The sequence below is a fragment of the Pseudomonas sp. S3_B08 genome, from assembly GCF_054667725.1.
In genome coordinates this window covers 1344652-1359932 of record NZ_CP162750.1, presented here as the reverse complement: position 1 = coordinate 1359932, position 15281 = coordinate 1344652, and the positions used below count along the sequence as shown (strand labels likewise).

15 protein-coding genes are annotated in these 15281 nt (G+C 60.4%); 9 read left to right on the top strand and 6 right to left on the bottom strand.

Features of this window, described 5'->3' with window-relative positions; genetic code table 11:
* Positions 1-18: 18 nt before the first annotated feature.
* From AB4N73_RS06270 to AB4N73_RS06260, 3 genes are read left to right on the top strand one after another with little or no spacing between them, the layout of a single operon-like run.
* The gene (locus tag AB4N73_RS06270; protein ID WP_122750731.1) at positions 19-1455 is read left to right on the top strand and encodes a TolC family outer membrane protein; all 1437 of its coding nucleotides are present in this window, start codon (positions 19-21) and stop codon (positions 1453-1455) included.
* Positions 1452-3614 carry a type I secretion system permease/ATPase gene (locus tag AB4N73_RS06265; protein ID WP_460143082.1) on the top strand — a complete coding sequence of 721 codons (2163 nt, stop codon included), beginning with the start codon at positions 1452-1454 and terminating at the stop codon, positions 3612-3614. Before AB4N73_RS06270 ends, AB4N73_RS06265 begins: the two co-directional genes overlap by 4 nt.
* A 5-nt stretch (positions 3615-3619) precedes the next feature.
* Entirely contained in the window at positions 3620-4807 is a 1188-nt protein-coding gene (locus AB4N73_RS06260; protein WP_370593533.1) for an HlyD family type I secretion periplasmic adaptor subunit, read from the top strand.
* On the opposite strand, the gene AB4N73_RS06255 is transcribed toward AB4N73_RS06260, so the two are convergent.
* Positions 4808-5404, bottom strand: coding sequence for a trypsin-like peptidase domain-containing protein (locus tag AB4N73_RS06255; RefSeq protein ID WP_150742630.1), 597 nt, complete (start codon positions 5402-5404; stop codon positions 4808-4810).
* 220 nt (positions 5405-5624) lie between these two features.
* Complete coding sequence (locus AB4N73_RS06250) at positions 5625-6377, bottom strand: SDR family NAD(P)-dependent oxidoreductase (RefSeq protein WP_460143081.1); 753 nt, start codon at positions 6375-6377, stop codon at positions 5625-5627.
* A gap of 120 nt (positions 6378-6497) precedes the next feature.
* On the opposite strand from AB4N73_RS06250, the gene AB4N73_RS06245 reads away from it, so the two are divergent.
* From AB4N73_RS06245 to AB4N73_RS06225, 5 genes are all read left to right on the top strand, one after another.
* Positions 6498-7439: a LysR family transcriptional regulator gene (locus AB4N73_RS06245; protein WP_150635584.1), complete on the top strand. Its 942-nt coding sequence runs from the start codon at positions 6498-6500 to the stop codon at positions 7437-7439.
* A 102-nt stretch (positions 7440-7541) separates the two neighbouring features.
* Positions 7542-8546 (top strand): NAD(P)-dependent oxidoreductase, encoded by a 1005-nt coding sequence (locus AB4N73_RS06240; protein ID WP_236169235.1) that lies wholly within the window; start codon positions 7542-7544, stop codon positions 8544-8546.
* 86 nt (positions 8547-8632) lie between these two features.
* Positions 8633-9199: a GNAT family N-acetyltransferase gene (locus AB4N73_RS06235; RefSeq protein ID WP_252877954.1), complete on the top strand. Its 567-nt coding sequence runs from the start codon at positions 8633-8635 to the stop codon at positions 9197-9199.
* Between the two features lie 84 nt (positions 9200-9283).
* Entirely contained in the window at positions 9284-10189 is a 906-nt protein-coding gene (locus tag AB4N73_RS06230) for a LysR family transcriptional regulator (protein WP_024012654.1), read from the top strand.
* Between the two features lie 137 nt (positions 10190-10326).
* A complete protein-coding gene (locus tag AB4N73_RS06225) occupies positions 10327-10884 on the top strand; it encodes a flavin reductase family protein (protein WP_056785061.1) in 558 nt (185 codons plus the stop codon).
* 45 nt (positions 10885-10929) lie between these two features.
* Here AB4N73_RS06225 and AB4N73_RS06220 read toward each other — a convergent pair whose 3' ends face one another.
* Entirely contained in the window at positions 10930-11145 is a 216-nt protein-coding gene (locus tag AB4N73_RS06220) for an Atu4866 domain-containing protein (RefSeq protein WP_056786820.1), read from the bottom strand.
* Between the two features lie 235 nt (positions 11146-11380).
* Positions 11381-11950 carry an NAD(P)H-dependent oxidoreductase gene (locus tag AB4N73_RS06215; protein ID WP_016774391.1) on the bottom strand — a complete coding sequence of 190 codons (570 nt, stop codon included), beginning with the start codon at positions 11948-11950 and terminating at the stop codon, positions 11381-11383.
* Between the two features lie 204 nt (positions 11951-12154).
* Here AB4N73_RS06215 and AB4N73_RS06210 point away from each other — a divergent pair, with 204 nt between their 5' ends.
* The gene (locus AB4N73_RS06210; RefSeq protein ID WP_252887766.1) at positions 12155-13063 is read left to right on the top strand and encodes a LysR family transcriptional regulator; all 909 of its coding nucleotides are present in this window, start codon (positions 12155-12157) and stop codon (positions 13061-13063) included.
* Here the strand turns inward: AB4N73_RS06210 and AB4N73_RS06205 are convergent.
* Both AB4N73_RS06205 and AB4N73_RS06200 read right to left on the bottom strand, forming a co-directional pair.
* Positions 13057-14217, bottom strand: a complete 1161-nt coding sequence (locus tag AB4N73_RS06205; RefSeq protein ID WP_290128321.1) for an MFS transporter — start codon at positions 14215-14217, stop codon at positions 13057-13059. The two genes, AB4N73_RS06210 and AB4N73_RS06205, sit on opposite strands and share 7 nt — an antisense overlap.
* A 180-nt stretch (positions 14218-14397) precedes the next feature.
* Positions 14398-15231, bottom strand: a complete 834-nt coding sequence (locus AB4N73_RS06200; protein WP_056785051.1) for an oxidoreductase — start codon at positions 15229-15231, stop codon at positions 14398-14400.
* Positions 15232-15281 lie beyond the last annotated feature (50 nt).

The window sequence follows — 15281 nt, the reverse complement described above, 5'->3', positions numbered from 1 at the left end:
CAACAGTAAGGGAAGTCTGTGGAGTCAGTTTTTCGCCAGAAATGGCCGGTGGTCCTGTTGACCATCGGCCTCTACCCCGCTTTCACCGTCGGCGTTCGCGCCGACGACAACCTCGACAGCAGCTTGCGCAGCATCAGCCCGTCGCAACTGCAACAACCTGCAGGCAATGACAATCGTCAGCGCCCTGCCCCTGCTTCAAAAACGGCCGCCAACGCGGATACTTTGGGGCTGGAACAAGCGGTCAGGCTGGCCGTGGACTGGCACCCACGCATCGGCGAGGCCATCGGCACCCTGTTCCAGCAAGGCGAAGGGGTCAACGTCGCCGAATCCGGTTATTACCCGCAGGTCACCGGCGGCATCAAGGGTGGTTACACCAGCGGTTACGGCAGCGATGCCGGCAGCCAGTCGGTGAACATTTCCCTGAAACAGATGCTGTACGACTTCGGCAAGGTTTCCAGTTCGGTCGACGCCGCCCGCGCCCGCGTGGCGCGCAGTCAGGCCGGGATTCTGCTGGCGATCGACGATATCGCCCGCGACACCGCCAGAGCCTACATCGAAGTGCAGCGTTATCAGCGTCTGCTCGAGGTTGCCCGTGAACAGATTCAGGGCATCGGCGGCATCGTTGATCTGGCCAAACAGCGCAGCGACATGGGCGCCAGCACCCGCTCCGATATGGTCCAGGCGCAGTCCCGCGCAGAAGGCGCGACGGCGACGTTGCAGGAATTCAAGGCGCAATACGCACGGTGGCAAGCGACTCTGACCAGTCTGCTCGGACGACGCACGCCGCCAGCAGTCAGCGATGCCGCCGCGCCGACGCTGACCCAGGCCTGCGACGCGTCGCAGATTTCCGACACCCTGCCCGCCGTTCTCCAGGCGGCTGCGCAACGCACCCAGGCCCAGGCCGAGCTGGCCCAGGCCAAAGCCGAGGCCTACCCGACCCTGTCGCTGCAACCGTCGGTCAACCAATACCTGGACGATCATTACGACGATCAGAACTCGCGCGCCGATCGCACCCAGGTCGGAATCTTCCTCAACCTCGAAGTGCCGATCTATCAGGGCGGTGCAATCAGTGCGCGCAGCCGCGCCGCCGGGCATGCGCTGACCGCAGCGGACTCGGCCGAAGACTTCGCCCGTCTGCAAGCGCGCCAGGGTCTGGCCGAAGCCCAGGCGCAAACCTCGGGTCTGAACCGGCGGCTGCGCTCGCTGGAATTTCGCCAGACCAGCATCACCGAGGCACGCATGTTGTATGGCCGCCAGTACCTGGAGCTGGGCACGCGGCCGCTGCTGGACTTGCTCAACGCCGAGCAGGAAATCCATCAGTCGCGCTTCGATCTGGTCAACACCCAGGCCGAGCTGCAACGTCTGCAGATCGACTGCTTCTACAACAGCGGTGCGATTCGCCGGGTCTTCGGCATCGACCACAGCGCCATCCAGAATGTCGAGATCCTGCCATGACCGATGCCAGCATCACTGTTCCCGAACCCGCTGCTGCCGAAGCTCGCGAAGATTATTCGCCATGGCTGGAAGCGGTGCTCAAGGTCGCCCGCCACTATCGCCTCGACGTCTCGCCGGAAAGCGTGCGCCTGGCCTCGGTGCACAGCGAAGGCCGCGTCGAAGAAGTGGTTCGGCACATGGCGCGGCAGGCCGGTTTAAGCGTGAAATTCGCGGTGTTCGACAACAAGAGCCTGAGCCGCTGGCGCACGCCGCTGGTGGTGCAACTGCGTGACGGTCAGGTCGGCGTGCTCGAAAGCATCGGCGAGACCGGCGAGCTGGGCATCTGCTTCAGTGGCGACCAGGGTTTGCAGAGCCGCATGGACGCCACCGCGCTCGCCGAGCAAGCCCTGCGCACAGTGATTCTCCGTCCGACGCAACCGGTGGCGGACGTGCGCACCAACGATTACATCAAGCCCTACGACGAGCACTGGTTCCGGCGCATCGTCCTCACCGATCTGCGGCCCTACAGCCAGGTGATGATCGCCTCACTGGTCGCCAACCTGCTGGGCATGGCCGGGGTACTGTTTTCCATGCAGGTGTACGACCGGGTGATTCCGGCCGAGTCGCTGCCGACCCTGTACGTGTTGTTCGGCGGGGTGATGCTGGCGCTGCTGTTCGATTTCGTCATGCGCATCCTGCGTCTGCGCATCACCGATGTGCTGGGCAAACGCGCCGACTTGCGCGTCTCCGATCTGGTCTTCGGCCACGCCCTGCGCCTGCGCAATTCCGCGCGGCCGAAATCCACCGGCTCGTTCATTTCGCAGTTGCGCGAGCTGGAGCAGATCCGCGACCTGATCACCTCCAGCACTGCCACGGCACTGGCGGACATGCCGTTTTTTCTGCTGTTCCTGCTGGTGTTCTATTTGATCGGTGGGCCGCTGGTGTTGATTCCACTGGTGGCGTTGGTGTTCATGTTGCTCCCCGGGATCATCGCGCAACCGCGTCTGGCGCGACTGGCCAATGCGTCGATGCGTGAAGCGGCGCTGCGCAACGCCATGCTGGTGGAAAGTATTCAGGGCCTCGACGACATCAAGGCGCTGCAGGCCGAGCAGCGTTTCCAGCAACAGTGGAATCAGTACAACGCCGCCTCGGCGGACAGCAGCCTGCGCCTGCGCACCTTGACCAACAGCCTGGTGGCGTGGACGCAGAACGTACAGGGCGGAGTGTTCGCGGTGGTCATTGTGTTCGGCGCGCCGATGGTGATTGCCGGCGACCTGACCACCGGCAGTCTGGTCGCCGCGTCGATTCTGTCGTCGCGGATGATGGGGCCGATGGCGCAACTAACCCACGTGCTCACGCGATGGCAGCAGGCCAAGGTCGCGCTCGAAGGCTTGAACCGGATCATGCAGATGCCGGTGGATCATCCCGAAGGCAGTCAGCGCGTGAACTTGCCGGCGATTCGCGGCGACTACCGCCTGCGTCAGGCCAGTTTTCGTTACAGCGAGGAATCGTCCCCGGCGCTCAACAACATCGACCTGAGCATCCGGCCCGGCGAGCGCATCGCTCTGCTCGGCCGCAACGGCGCCGGCAAGTCAACGTTGCTGCAAGCACTGGGCGGCGCGATGGATCTAAGCAGCGGTGAAACCACTCTGGACGGCATCGCCCTGGCACATCTGGATCCGGCCGACCTGCGCCGCGATGTCGGCCTGCTCTCGCAACAGGCGCGACTGTTTCACGGCACCTTGCGCGACAACATCACCCTCGGCGCCGGTCAGGCCAGCGATCAGGAAATCATCGCTGCGCTGACCGTCACCGGTGCCCTGGACTTTGTTCGGCAGCTGCCCAAAGGCATGGATCATCTGGTACTCGAGGGCGGGCTGGGTTTGTCTGGAGGTCAGCGTCAAAGCCTGTTGCTGTCGCGCTTATTGATCCGCCAGCCACAAGTGCTGCTGCTCGACGAACCGACCGCCGCGCTCGATGACGTCACCGAGCGGCTGCTGCTGGAAAAACTCGCGACCTGGACCCAGGGCCGAACGCTGGTGGTTGCCACGCATCGGGTCAGTGTGTTGCAACTGGTCGAGCGGATCATCGTTCTCGACAACGGCCGCATCGTCATTGACGACCATCGCGACGCGGCATTGGCGCGGCTGCGCGCACCGGGTAAAGGAGTGGCGGTATGAAGCCGATGATGACCGACGTGCCAGATCCGATGTCCTACCTCGATGGCCGCGATGAGCGCGCACTTGCCGGTGGCGCAAAGGTGATCTGGGGTTGCGCGCTGATGCTCGCCTGCTTCATTGCCTGGGCGGCTTGGTTCGAGATCGTCGAAGTCTCGACCGGCACCGGCAAAGTGGTGCCGAGCTCGCGCGAGCAAGTCATTCAGTCGATGGAGGGCGGCATTCTCGAGCAGCTCAATGTCAGCGAAGGCGCTTTGGTCGAGCGCGGGCAGATCCTCGCGCAACTGGACCCAGTGAAGAACCAGTCCAACGTCGGCGAAAGCGCGGCCAAGTACCGCGCGGCGCTGGCCAGCGTCAACCGCTTGCAGGCCGAGGTCAGCGAAAAGCCCCTGACGTTTGACGCCTCGCTGCAAGAGTTTCCTGATCTGATCCGCGCCGAAACCGAGCTCTACCAGACCCGGCGCAAAGGTCTGGCGGAAACCCTCGACGGCATTCAGAGCTCGCTGAAACTTGTACGTAGCGAACTGGCGATCACCGAGAATCTGGCGAAGATCGGTGCCTCGAGCCGGGTCGAAGTGCTGCGCCTGACCCGTCAGCGTTCGGAGCTGGAATTGAAAGCCACCGAAGCCCGCTCCGATTACATGGTCCGCGCCCGCGAGGACCTGGCCAAGGCCAATGCCGAAGCGCAAATGCTCGAAGCGGTGATCCGTGGGCGCACCGATTCACTGTCGCGCCTGACCCTGCGCTCGCCGGTGCGCGGCATCGTCAAGGACATCGAGGTCAGCACGATTGGCGGCGTCATTGCGCCCAACGGCCAGGTCATGCAGATCGTACCGCTCGATGAACAACTGCTGATCGAGACGCGTATCTCGCCGCGCGACATCGCCTTCATTCACCCGGGCCAGGCGGCGAAAGTGAAAATCACCGCCTATGACTATTCGATCTACGGCAGCCTCGACGGTGAAGTAGTGACGATCTCGCCGGACACCATCCAGGACGAAGCCAAGCCGGAAATCTTCTACTACCGCGTGTTCATCCGTACCGCGTCGGATGAACTGCGCAACAAGGCCGGCAAACGCTTCGCCATCGTGCCCGGGATGATCGCCACGGTGGACATCCGTACCGGCGAAAAAACCGTGCTCGACTACCTGATCAAACCACTCAACCGCGCCCGCGAAGCGTTGCGCGAACGCTGATCAGCGGCTGGCCAGTTTGGTCGCTGGTGGCGCTGTGGGGGTGATGCTGGCCTGATAGCGCGACCACTCGCGATTGATCTCCGCGTACGGCAAAAAGATGCTTACGCGCGGTTGATCGAGCAAGTCCTTGCGCTTGAGGCGGCTGACATCATCGCGGGTGAGAAACGCCACGTTGATGCCAACCACTTTGCCATCGGCGGAAAACACCGGCCCGCCGGACATGCCTTTGGCCAGTGCGCCATTGTGGGTGCCGTAAAGCACATTGCCCTCTTTGACGTCGAGGCGAACCATGGCCGGCAACGCCTGGCCGGTGCCCTTGACCGACATGTACAGCGAATTGAAGCCCACTGAAGTCAGCTCCTCGCCCGGCTTGTAGCCGCGCCACGCCGGCACGCTATTGGCCTTGTGGCGGAAGAACTGTACGTCTGCCTGCCCTTGGAAAACCGTGCCCGACAAGTAAGGAATGTGCTTCACCGTCACGGCGAAGTCTTCATTCCATTGCACAGCCGAACCCATCAGCACGTAAGGCAAAGGCGCGCCGGAGTGGACGACAAAGGCTTGGTCTAAAACAGGATCCTGAACATAAGCGACTGGCATTCCATTGCACCCGCTGAGCAGCAACGACGCTGCAACAAGTGACTTGAGGGGGCGCATTTTCGGTACATCTTGAAGTGAGGAAAGGTGCTGCAATATGTCATTGCGCCATCACTTTTAGCAATAGGCTCAGCCTACCGCTTGTCGGCGTGCGATATAGTGAATTAATGATTGGATCCAAGTAGCGAGGTTGGGACGATGGCCACCATCGTCCCATTCAGACTCAGATCTGCGCTTGACCACCGTCGACAAACAGTTCGATACCGTTGACGAAACTCGCGTCGTCCGAGGCTAGAAATACGGCTGCAGCGGCGATTTCGGCCGGCTCGCCGACACGCCCCATCGGTATCTGCGACGCCATGTAATCGAGCAAACCCTGTTGCTGTTCAGCGTCCGGACCGGCCAGCCCCACCAGCCCCGGGGTTTTGGTTGCGCCGGGACTGAGTGTGTTGATGCGCACGTTGCGACCCTTCAAGTCGAGAATCCAGCTGCGCACAAATGCCCTGACAGCCGCCTTCGACGCGGAATACACACTGAACGCCGGCGTGCCGGAACTGCCCGCTGTGGAACCTGTGAGAATCACCGATGCGCCTTTGGCCAGCAGCGGCAGGGCTTTCTGCACGGTGAACAGCACGCCTTTGACGTTGCGATCAAAGGTATCGTCGTAGTGCGCCTCAGTGATCTCGCCCAATGGAAGCATCGACCCACCGCCGGCGTTGGCGACAAGCACATCGAGGTAGCCTTTCTCGGCACCGATTTGCTGGTACAGCGCATCGAGCTGTTCGAGGTTCGTCGAGTCAACCTGAACGCCTTTGGCGTTGCCGACCAGGGCAACGGCGGCATCGAGCTCAGCCTGACGACGGCCGGTAATGTAAACGTAAGCGCCTTCTTCGGCGAAGCGCTTGGCCGTGGCAAGGCCAATACCAGTGGTGCCGCCGGTAACCAGTGCGATTTTGCCTTGAAGTTTGCCAGTCATAAGTCTTCTCCAGAACGTGAATACAGCCAGTCAGCGTTGGGTTGCGCGTTGGGCAAAGCTTATCGACGCTGTAGACCTTTCAAAATAGACTTGTCTGAAACTCATCGTTGCAGAATTGAAATGAGCAAACTGCCTGATTTTGAAGGTCTGGCGATGTTCGCCAAAGTCGCGGAGGAAGGTTCGTTCGCTTCTGCCGCACGGGTCATGGGTGTTTCGGTACCGACGGTGTCGCGCGCGATAGCGCGGCTCGAAGAGCGCCTCGGCGGTCGCCTGTTCAACCGCACCTCGCGGCAATTGGCACTGACTGAGTTCGGTTCGAGCATGGCGGCCAAAGCCGGGGACATTTACCGGCAGGCCGAGGAAGTCGAGAGTGAAGCCCAGGACCTCTCGGTGCAGCCGCGCGGACAAGTGCGCCTCGCCGTGCCCATGTCTTTCGGTTTGCGCTGGATCGCGCCGTTGTTGCCCGAACTGCTGCGCCGATTCCCCGAGCTGTTTGTCGACCTGCATTTGCACGACGCCTCGGTCGACCTGATCGCCGAGGGTTTCGACGCCGCGTTGCGTATCGCCGCCCTGCCCGATTCATCGCTGGTCGCGCGTCGACTGTGCGCCGTGAGCCAGTTGCTGGTGGCGTCTCCCGGCTACCTGGAAACTCATGGACGCCCCGCGCACCCGCGTGATCTGGCGACGCGTTCGTGCCTGAGTTACGCCTACCGTGCGCGTACACAAGTCTGGCGCTTCACCCACGAGAGCGGCGTCGAGGAAGATGTCGTGCCGAAAGGCCCGTTGCGCGTGACCAATTCCGATGCGCTGCTGCCGGTGTTGCTCGAAGGGCTGGCGATCGCCGAACTACCGGAATTCATCGCCAGCGAATACCTGGCCGATGGGCGGCTGGAAGTGTTGCTGCCGGAGTGGCACATGACGCGCGGCGGCCTGTATTTCGTGACGCCGTCTGCACGCAGTCGGCCAGCGAAAATCCGCGCGCTGTCCGACTTCTTTGCCGAGCATCTGTCAGAGCCGGTGTGGCGCTGTGATCCGGCCCACGCTTCGTACTTGCTCAAATGAACGTTCGTCGGTGCGCCTGAGGACCGCACGGGCAATCCGGAAAGTGCGTGCTAGGGTGTCTAGCCCAAGCACGTTTCAATCCAGGAAAAATGAGGTGGATTCATGCCACTTCATCCCATTCTGTTCATGGGCGGCTCCGGCGCCATCGGCCATCAGACGGCCCGCGCATTGCGCGCGGCGCATCCCGACGTCCCCTTGCTGATCGGCGGACGCGACCTCGCCAAGGCTGAGCAAACCGCCGAGCAAATCGGCAATGCCCAGGGTGTGGTCATCGATGCTCGCGCAGATGATCTGGGGCTGGGTGATCGCCCGGTCAGCGCCATCGCCCTGTTCTACATGGACCACGCCCTCGCCGGGCTGCGCTTTGCGCAAAAGCGCAAGGTGCCGCACTTGAGCATCTCTTCCGGCGTGTTCGAAATCGCCCCGCAGATCGCCAGTTTCATGCACACGCCTGACGCGTCGCCCATTGTCCTCGGCTACGAATGGATGGTCGGTGCCACCACCGTGGCAACGCTGCACCTCGCCAAGGCATTCGCCCGCGTGCACGACATCCACATCCATGCACTGGTCGACGAACAGGACGGCGGCGGCCCGACCGTGGCCGTCGATTTCGAGCACCTGAACAAAATGCTGCCCGCCGCGCTGACCCGCCGTGACGGCGAATTCATCTGGCGTGAAGGCGACGATGCCAAGGTCAGCTTCCGCGCCGTCGACGGCACGACCCTGCAGGGCACCGGCTTCTCCTCGATCGACGTCACCGGCCTGGCCGCCGCCACCGACGCCCCGAACGTCGAGTTCAACCTCGCCAGCGGCATCAGCTCGACCCGGCGTCAGGGCCAGCCGATGTCGACGGAAATACTCATCGAACTTGAAGGCACGGATCACGATGGCCAGCCGTTGCGCACCCGCCACGCCGTGGTTCACCGATCAGGTGCAGCGGCGTTGACCGGGCTCAGCGTGGCCATGCTGCTGGAGCGACTGGTTGGGCTGGATGGGCAAGCGCCGGTAAGGCCGGGGCTGTATTTCCCGTATCAGTTGCTGGAGGCACAGGTGTTTTTGCAGCGGTTGAGAGAGGACGGTGGGGAGTTGATCGAACTACTTGAGTGAGACGGCGCACAGGTCACTCGACACTTGAACTGCTCGTTTGAGAGAGTACCGGTGCTGCCCGCCACTGCTCGCAAGGATTGATTGCCATGGATTGCATCCCCACGCTTTACACCCGCCGCTTGATCCTCACGCCGCTGCAACTGAGTGATGCAGCGGCGGTGCAACAATTGTTTCCGCAATGGGAGGTCGTGCGCTATCTCGACAGCCGCGTTCCGTGGCCGTATCCGGACGACGGCGCGCTTGTTTACGTCCGCGATGTCGCGCTGCCCGCGATGGCTGCCGCAAAGGAATGGCACTGGATGATCCGCACCCGCGTTCAGCCCGAGAGCTGCATCGGCAGTATCAGCCTGTTTGATCAACCGGGTAACCATCGAGGCTTCTGGCTCGCCCCACAGTTTCAGGGCAACGGCTACATGCGCGAGGCCTGCAAGGTGATCAATGCCTACTGGTTCGATACGTTGATGCGCCCATTGATGCAGGTGCCCAAGGCCGCCGCCAACCGCGCTTCGCGCAAGATTTCCGAAGATGAAGGCATGCGGATGGCTGAAACACGGGACGGCCAGTTTGTGTCGGGGCCGATGCCGGTGGAGGTGTGGGAGATCACGCGCAGCGAATGGCTTGCCGAAGAAACAAACCGGTCAATTGATTGTTAGAGCCGATCAAGTGCTCAATCTTGCGTATATGCTGCTGTCTGCAAAATCAGGACAAGTACTCCCCAAACGTTCGAGACAGTAGAAATGATCTCCGATCCAGGAACACCAACGCTTGATCAACTGAAAGTATTTCTGACGGTTGTAGAAGTGGGCAGTTTTGCCGCTGCGGCCAGAAAACTGCATCGCGCGACATCGGTGGTGAGTTACTCCATTTCCAATCTGGAGATGCAGCTCGGGGTTTCACTGTTTGACCGCAAAACCACGCGCAAACCGCAACTGACGGAGGCAGGTCGAACCGTCCTGGCTGAAGCACGCACTATTACCAACGGCGTAAATGGGCTGCGCGCAAAAGTCTCCGGTTTGCTGCATGGGCTTGAAGCAGAAGTTCACCTCGCGCTCGATGTAATGCTCCCTGCCGAGCGAGTAGTCGATGCGTTGAGGACCTTCAGGGAAGAATTTCCCACAGTCACTCTGCACTTGCACATGGAAGCCTTGGGGGCAGTGACCCAACTGGTGATGGAGAAGAAAGCTGGAGTCGGCATCAGCGGTCCGCTGGACATTGGCCTGGACGGCATCGAGCGCATCGGCGTGGGCAGTGTTCAATTGATACCGGTCGCCGCGCCTGCACACCCGCTTGCAACCGAGTGTTCCAAATCCCCTGGCGCTGCCAGAGAGTTTGTTCAATTGGTGCTATCGGATCGTTCAACGCTTACGGGTGACAAGGACTTTGCCGTCGTGAGCACTCGCACTTGGCGACTGGCGGATCTGGGCGCCAAACACATGCTTCTCAAAGAGGGCATCGGATGGGGGAATATGCCGGTGCCCATGGTTCAGTCTGACCTGGACGAAGGACGCCTGGTCGAGCTTGATATGCCCGACTGTAAAGGCGGCACCTATGCCTTCGATGCGATTTATCGAACCGACTCGCCGCCCGGTCCGGCTGGGCAGTGGCTGATCAAGCGGTTCGGCGAACAGCTCTTGCCGACGTAAGCAATTCAGGGAAAAGAGCAAAAATCCGACAGCCTGAGCAAGGCTGCCGGAGAGATGCATGTCAAAAAGCAGGAAAGTTGAATTGTCGAAAGCGACTGACAACAACTGTTTATCCTCTTTTGATCCCCGGAGGCGCCATGACCGCATTTCGAAAATCCGACTTCCCTTTGAGCGAGGTTCGCCAGCATCTGGAAACCGGCCCCATCGTCCTGGTGACCTCCGCCTGGCAAGGTGAAACCAACATAATGACCATGGGTTGGCACATGATGATGCAGTTCTCCCCCGCCCTGTTTGGCTGCTACATCTGGAGTGCAAACCACAGCTACGAGCTGATCCACAACAGCCAGCAGTGCGTCATCAACGTGCCCACCGTCGAATTGGTGGACCAGGTTGTTGCCGTCGGCAACAGCAGCGGTGGCGCCATCGACAAGTTTGCCCAATTTGACCTCACAGCCGCCCCCGCAGAACGGGTAAAGGCCCCGTTGATCAAAGAGTGCTACGCCAATTTCGAGTGCAAGCTGTTCGACTCCAATCTTATCGGCGAGTACGGTCTGTTCGTGTGGGAAGTGGTCAAGGCGCATGTGGCTACGTCGGTGAAAAACCCCAAAACCCTGCATTACCGCGGGCAGGGGAAATTTATGGTGGCGGGCGAAACCCTGGATTTGCGCGATCAATTCCGCCCACAGAATCTGTAATACGACACTAATAAAAAAGCCGGAATGTTCATTCCGGCTTATGCGTCAGCGCTCGGGATATAACACCATGCCCGCGTGGTACAGCACGTTATCTCGAAACTCTCCGTCTGCGGTAAAGCCAGTATCGTCCACATACTCGATGTGGTCGCCTTCCAGCCAGTAGCGCCCTTGATAAGCGCTTTTTTGCCGACCGCGAGCCTCGTCATATCGCCCTCCTGGCAGCAACTCATGGCGAATATGACCGTCGGCTGTCACCCACATGCCAACGTACTTGCCCTGATCGCCGGCTGGATTTGCCGTGGCGTTTTCTTGCGCATCAGGGGTTACGCGAATTTCGACATCGGACATTTTAGAACTCCTGTTTTCAGATCATAGTTTCCTGCCGTTCAGCAGGATTTGAAGCAAGAGTAAAAAGTCGCGGCGCGGTGCCGTTATGCAATTCCTGCGCAGGTTTTGCCCAATGCTCCAGGCGCTCGCAGAACGTCTAAGCGAAGGACTACGCGAACTTCTGCAAAGGAGAGAAGGCCCGCGCATCTTTCAGCGCCCGTGCCCACCAGGCCAGCTGGATCAACAACTGCGCCATCGAAACCCGTGCTTGCGCAAAGTGCTCCAGTCCGAGGCCTTGTTCGAGACGCTCGGCAATCTCAGCGAACTTCACATAGCCACCAACAGGCATGGCCTGCAGCTTCAACAACTCGCATCCAAGCTCGTCGACCTCATCCTCCCCGCCGGTCGTGGTGCCATAACCAACAAATGAACAAGGTCGTCCCTGGAGGTGTTCAGGCCAGCGCGCCATCAAGACTTTCAATCCATGCTGGTAACCAAGGTGACGTGCGGGCACCAAGACGATATAGGCATCTGCTGCCGCTAGCGCTCTCAAGCACACTCGACGACCGGGTTGTTCCGAAAAATCGTCTATAAATCTCAGGTCAAATGGCTCTACCACGCTCAACGCAAATTCGCTGCGGTCTTGCACCACGGCGGTAATCCATTGCACCAACGCCGTGTCTACGCCGTTGGACTGGTTGCTGTTATGGATCAGTACTAATTGCAGTGTGTGAGTCATTTCAGCCTCCGAGCAGCTATCAACTTGGCAATGTTCTACGGTTAGAGAAAACAACGTGACAGCAAGAGCGCGATGGTTGGAAGTGGCCACTTCTTTGCTTGCAAAGTCGGCAACCGTTCCATATCGCGTTGGCAAAATATTAGGCGCGCGAAATGGTAGATAAACAGCCCGTGCCCAGGCACACGATTTATGACGTGAGTTCACATGCGACGACTGGATATCAATTGCTTCGCCGAGATGAGCGTGTTCGTTAAAGTGGTGGAACGCGGAGGTTATTCAGCGGCCGCAAGAGCTTGCGCGATAACCCCCTCTGCCGTGAGCAAGCTCATGACGCGCCTGGAAAGCCGTCTTGGCGCACGTTTGCTGAACAGGTCCACGCGCAAGCAACTGCTGACGCCAGAAGGAATGGCTTTTTACGAACGCAGCGTTGCCATACTGGCCGATCTTGACGAAGCGGAACGCGAAGCATCTGCCAGTTCTGCACCGCAGGGCGTGGTCAGAATCAGCTGTAATGTGGGTATCGGCCGCCAGCTTTTTCTTCCCATCATCAACTTGTTCATGAATCAACATCCTGGGGTCAGCGTCGAACTTTTCCTCACCGATGAGGTGGTCGATCTCATCGAAGCACGTGCGGATATCGCCATACGCACCGGAGCGCTCAAGAACTCCAACCTTGTGGCGAAACGACTCGGGCAATCCAGAGGGCTGATCGTAGGATCTCCTGACTACCTGGCGGCCAAGGGCACTCCGCTGGTGCCTCAAGACCTTGCCGATCACAACTGTCTGGGTTTCACCTTTTCGCCTCCCGCCATGGAGTGGGCCTTGCTCGACGAGAGCGGCGAGCAACGTATGTACCCGGTAAAAGGCAATCTGCGCGTCAGCGATGGCGACGCCTTGCGTGAATTGACGGTGCTGGGCGCAGGGCTAGCCAGGCTGGGGTTCTGCCAGGTTGCAGATGACCTGGCTGCCGGAAGGTTGGTTTGCGTCCTGCAACCATTCGTGCCTGCAAGCGTCACGGAGATTCATGCGATTTACGTCGGCCAAGGCGGACATCTGCCCGCACGCGTAAGAGCCCTGATGGATTTCCTCGCCGCCCATTTGCATGTTCATTGAACCGCAACGCGGGCAAAGGGCCGTTCCTTCAATGCATAGGCCAGCACAAGAGCCGCGGGCAAAGCAGCGCCCAGTAGGCACAGCCCTTCCCAGCCGACATACCGAATACCGAAACTTGCAACTGCGGAGCCAATAGCGCCGCCAACAAAGTTGATACTGATAAACACCGCGGTAATCCGTGAGTTGGCTGCGGGGGCCAGTTTGTAGATGACCGATTGATGGGTGATCTGCAAGCCCATTACGCCAACGTTCAAGGCCATTGCGGCAGCGATAATTATCCAGAGCCCTGTCGCCGCAAAGCTCAGCACTGCCCAGGCCAGTATCATCAACGAGGCCAACCCGAATGCCAGCGCGTGCCGGTAGCCATGATCACAGAGCCGGCCAACCACACCGGGAATCAACGCGCCAGTCACTCCCGTGAGCCCGATCAGTCCGATGCTCGAAGTCGAAAAATTGAACGGCGGTTGCGACAACAGTATTGGTAATCCAGTCCACAACATGCTGAAGCTGGCCATTCCCAGCGCACCGTAAAGCGCCCGGCGAGCAAGCGCTGGGTACTCGAGGATGAGTTGCCACAACGAGCGCATCAACTGCTCATAACGCACGGGCTGGCCTCGGCGCTCGGGCTCGGTTGGCAAGGTGATTCTGAGCAGCATGAGCAGGATCAGCGCCGCGCACCCGGCGCTGGCGTACACCAAGCGCCAACCTGCCGCGTTGCCGATACCGCCGGAGACCAGCCACGACAGCGGTATCGCGAGCAAGGCCCCGGTCATCACCACGCCGATCACTTGACCGCGCCGATGCTCGGCTGCGATGGACGCTACATACGGCACAATCAACATGGCAGCGGATGCCGTGACTCCACTGATCAACACTGCGGCGCAGAACAGCAAGAAATTCGGGCTGGCCGCAGCCACAAACAGCGCTAATGCGTTGATGGTAAACATCCGGCTCAGAAGCGCTCTTCTTTCGAGGACGTCACCGAGCGGGACGACCGGCACAATGCCCAGCGTGTAGCCAAGTTGAGCGCAACTCACCAGCAGGCCGGACGTGGCAAGCGGAATACCAAATGCCCCCGTTACCAACGACAGGATCGGCTGCAGATAATAGAGATTAGCGATCATGGCCCCCGCTGCGAATGCGCAGAGCCACATGAAAGGTCGGGACGGGGACGACGAATTCATACAAATACTCCTCGGTAAATGCCGTTCAAAATTGGGCGAGTCAACTCACTCGCCCAGTTTTTCCCGCACCGCGTCGTCCCCGTTAACTCACTCCTCTCAGGTGTTTGCCTGATTCTGTAGCGTCCATGCCATCAGTGCGGGCTTCGCCTGTCAGGCCGTCGGGAAGTCCGCGCCACGGGCGGTAGACTCCCATGCGCTGAACTCGCGGCCCATGGCGGCAAGCTTCGCCTGCGCTGCCTCATAGGCTTCATTGCCCAACAGCAGGCGCGCCGGCGGCGCTGCGCAGGTAACCGCGGCGTAGATCGCCGCTGCCGCCCTGTCTGGGTCGCCAGCTTGATTGCCAACAGATTGCTGGTACGCGCGCATCGCAGCGCCGGCGGTTGCCTGATAATCCTCGGCCACCGTTTGCGCAGCGCCCGAAGACCCCGCCCATTGGGTTCTGAAGGCGCTGGGCTGAACGGTCATCACGCCGATACCCAGTGGCGCAACTTCGGCGCGCAGACTTTCCGACAGGCCCTCAACGGCGAACTTCGTCGCGCAGTAGTGGCCGACCGCTTCGAACCCGACCAGACCGCCTACCGATGTGAGGTTGACGATCATGCCGGTGCGCCGCTTGCGCATGCCAGGCAGTACCGCGCGAATCATATGGGCCGTGCCGAAGTAGTTGACCTCGAACATCCGCCGAACAGCCCCATCGTCGCTGTCTTCTATCGATGAGAAATAGCCGACGCCGGCGTTATTGATCAGCACGTCCACTCGCCCGAAGCGATGCTCGGCCGCCTGTACGACCTGCATCGCCTGCGCCGGATCGGTCACGTCCAGAGGCAGAATCAAAGCGTCGCCGAGGGCGGCCAGATCCTCGATCTGCTGTGTGTTGCGCGCCGTGACCACCACACGCTCACCCTCATTCAGCAGCGCCGTGGCGATGTGGCGACCGAACCCGGTGGAACAGCCTGTAACCAACCAAACCTTAGTCTCGTTCATTGCAGTACTCCTCTAGATAGCGGCGGTTCAGGATTCGGCTGAACCGCGTT

What these genes read in the sequence shown, in the direction of transcription:
- AB4N73_RS06265 (WP_460143082.1), top strand. Translation starts at nt 1,452, where the DNA reads ATGACCGATGCCAGCATCACTGTTCCCGAACCCGCTGCTGCCGAAGCT.
- AB4N73_RS06260 (WP_370593533.1), top strand. Translation starts at nt 3,620, where the DNA reads ATGATGACCGACGTGCCAGATCCGATGTCCTACCTCGATGGCCGCGAT.
- AB4N73_RS06255 (WP_150742630.1), bottom strand. Translation starts at nt 5,404, where the DNA reads ATGCCAGTCGCTTATGTTCAGGATCCTGTTTTAGACCAAGCCTTTGTC.
- AB4N73_RS06250 (WP_460143081.1), bottom strand. Translation starts at nt 6,377, where the DNA reads ATGACTGGCAAACTTCAAGGCAAAATCGCACTGGTTACCGGCGGCACC.
- AB4N73_RS06245 (WP_150635584.1), top strand. Translation starts at nt 6,498, where the DNA reads ATGAGCAAACTGCCTGATTTTGAAGGTCTGGCGATGTTCGCCAAAGTC.
- AB4N73_RS06240 (WP_236169235.1), top strand. Translation starts at nt 7,542, where the DNA reads ATGCCACTTCATCCCATTCTGTTCATGGGCGGCTCCGGCGCCATCGGC.
- AB4N73_RS06235 (WP_252877954.1), top strand. Translation starts at nt 8,633, where the DNA reads ATGGATTGCATCCCCACGCTTTACACCCGCCGCTTGATCCTCACGCCG.
- AB4N73_RS06230 (WP_024012654.1), top strand. Translation starts at nt 9,284, where the DNA reads ATGATCTCCGATCCAGGAACACCAACGCTTGATCAACTGAAAGTATTT.
- AB4N73_RS06225 (WP_056785061.1), top strand. Translation starts at nt 10,327, where the DNA reads ATGACCGCATTTCGAAAATCCGACTTCCCTTTGAGCGAGGTTCGCCAG.
- AB4N73_RS06220 (WP_056786820.1), bottom strand. Translation starts at nt 11,145, where the DNA reads ATGTGGGTGACAGCCGACGGTCATATTCGCCATGAGTTGCTGCCAGGA.
- AB4N73_RS06215 (WP_016774391.1), bottom strand. Translation starts at nt 11,950, where the DNA reads ATGACTCACACACTGCAATTAGTACTGATCCATAACAGCAACCAGTCC.
- AB4N73_RS06210 (WP_252887766.1), top strand. Translation starts at nt 12,155, where the DNA reads ATGCGACGACTGGATATCAATTGCTTCGCCGAGATGAGCGTGTTCGTT.
- AB4N73_RS06205 (WP_290128321.1), bottom strand. Translation starts at nt 14,217, where the DNA reads ATGTGGCTCTGCGCATTCGCAGCGGGGGCCATGATCGCTAATCTCTAT.
- AB4N73_RS06200 (WP_056785051.1), bottom strand. Translation starts at nt 15,231, where the DNA reads ATGAACGAGACTAAGGTTTGGTTGGTTACAGGCTGTTCCACCGGGTTC.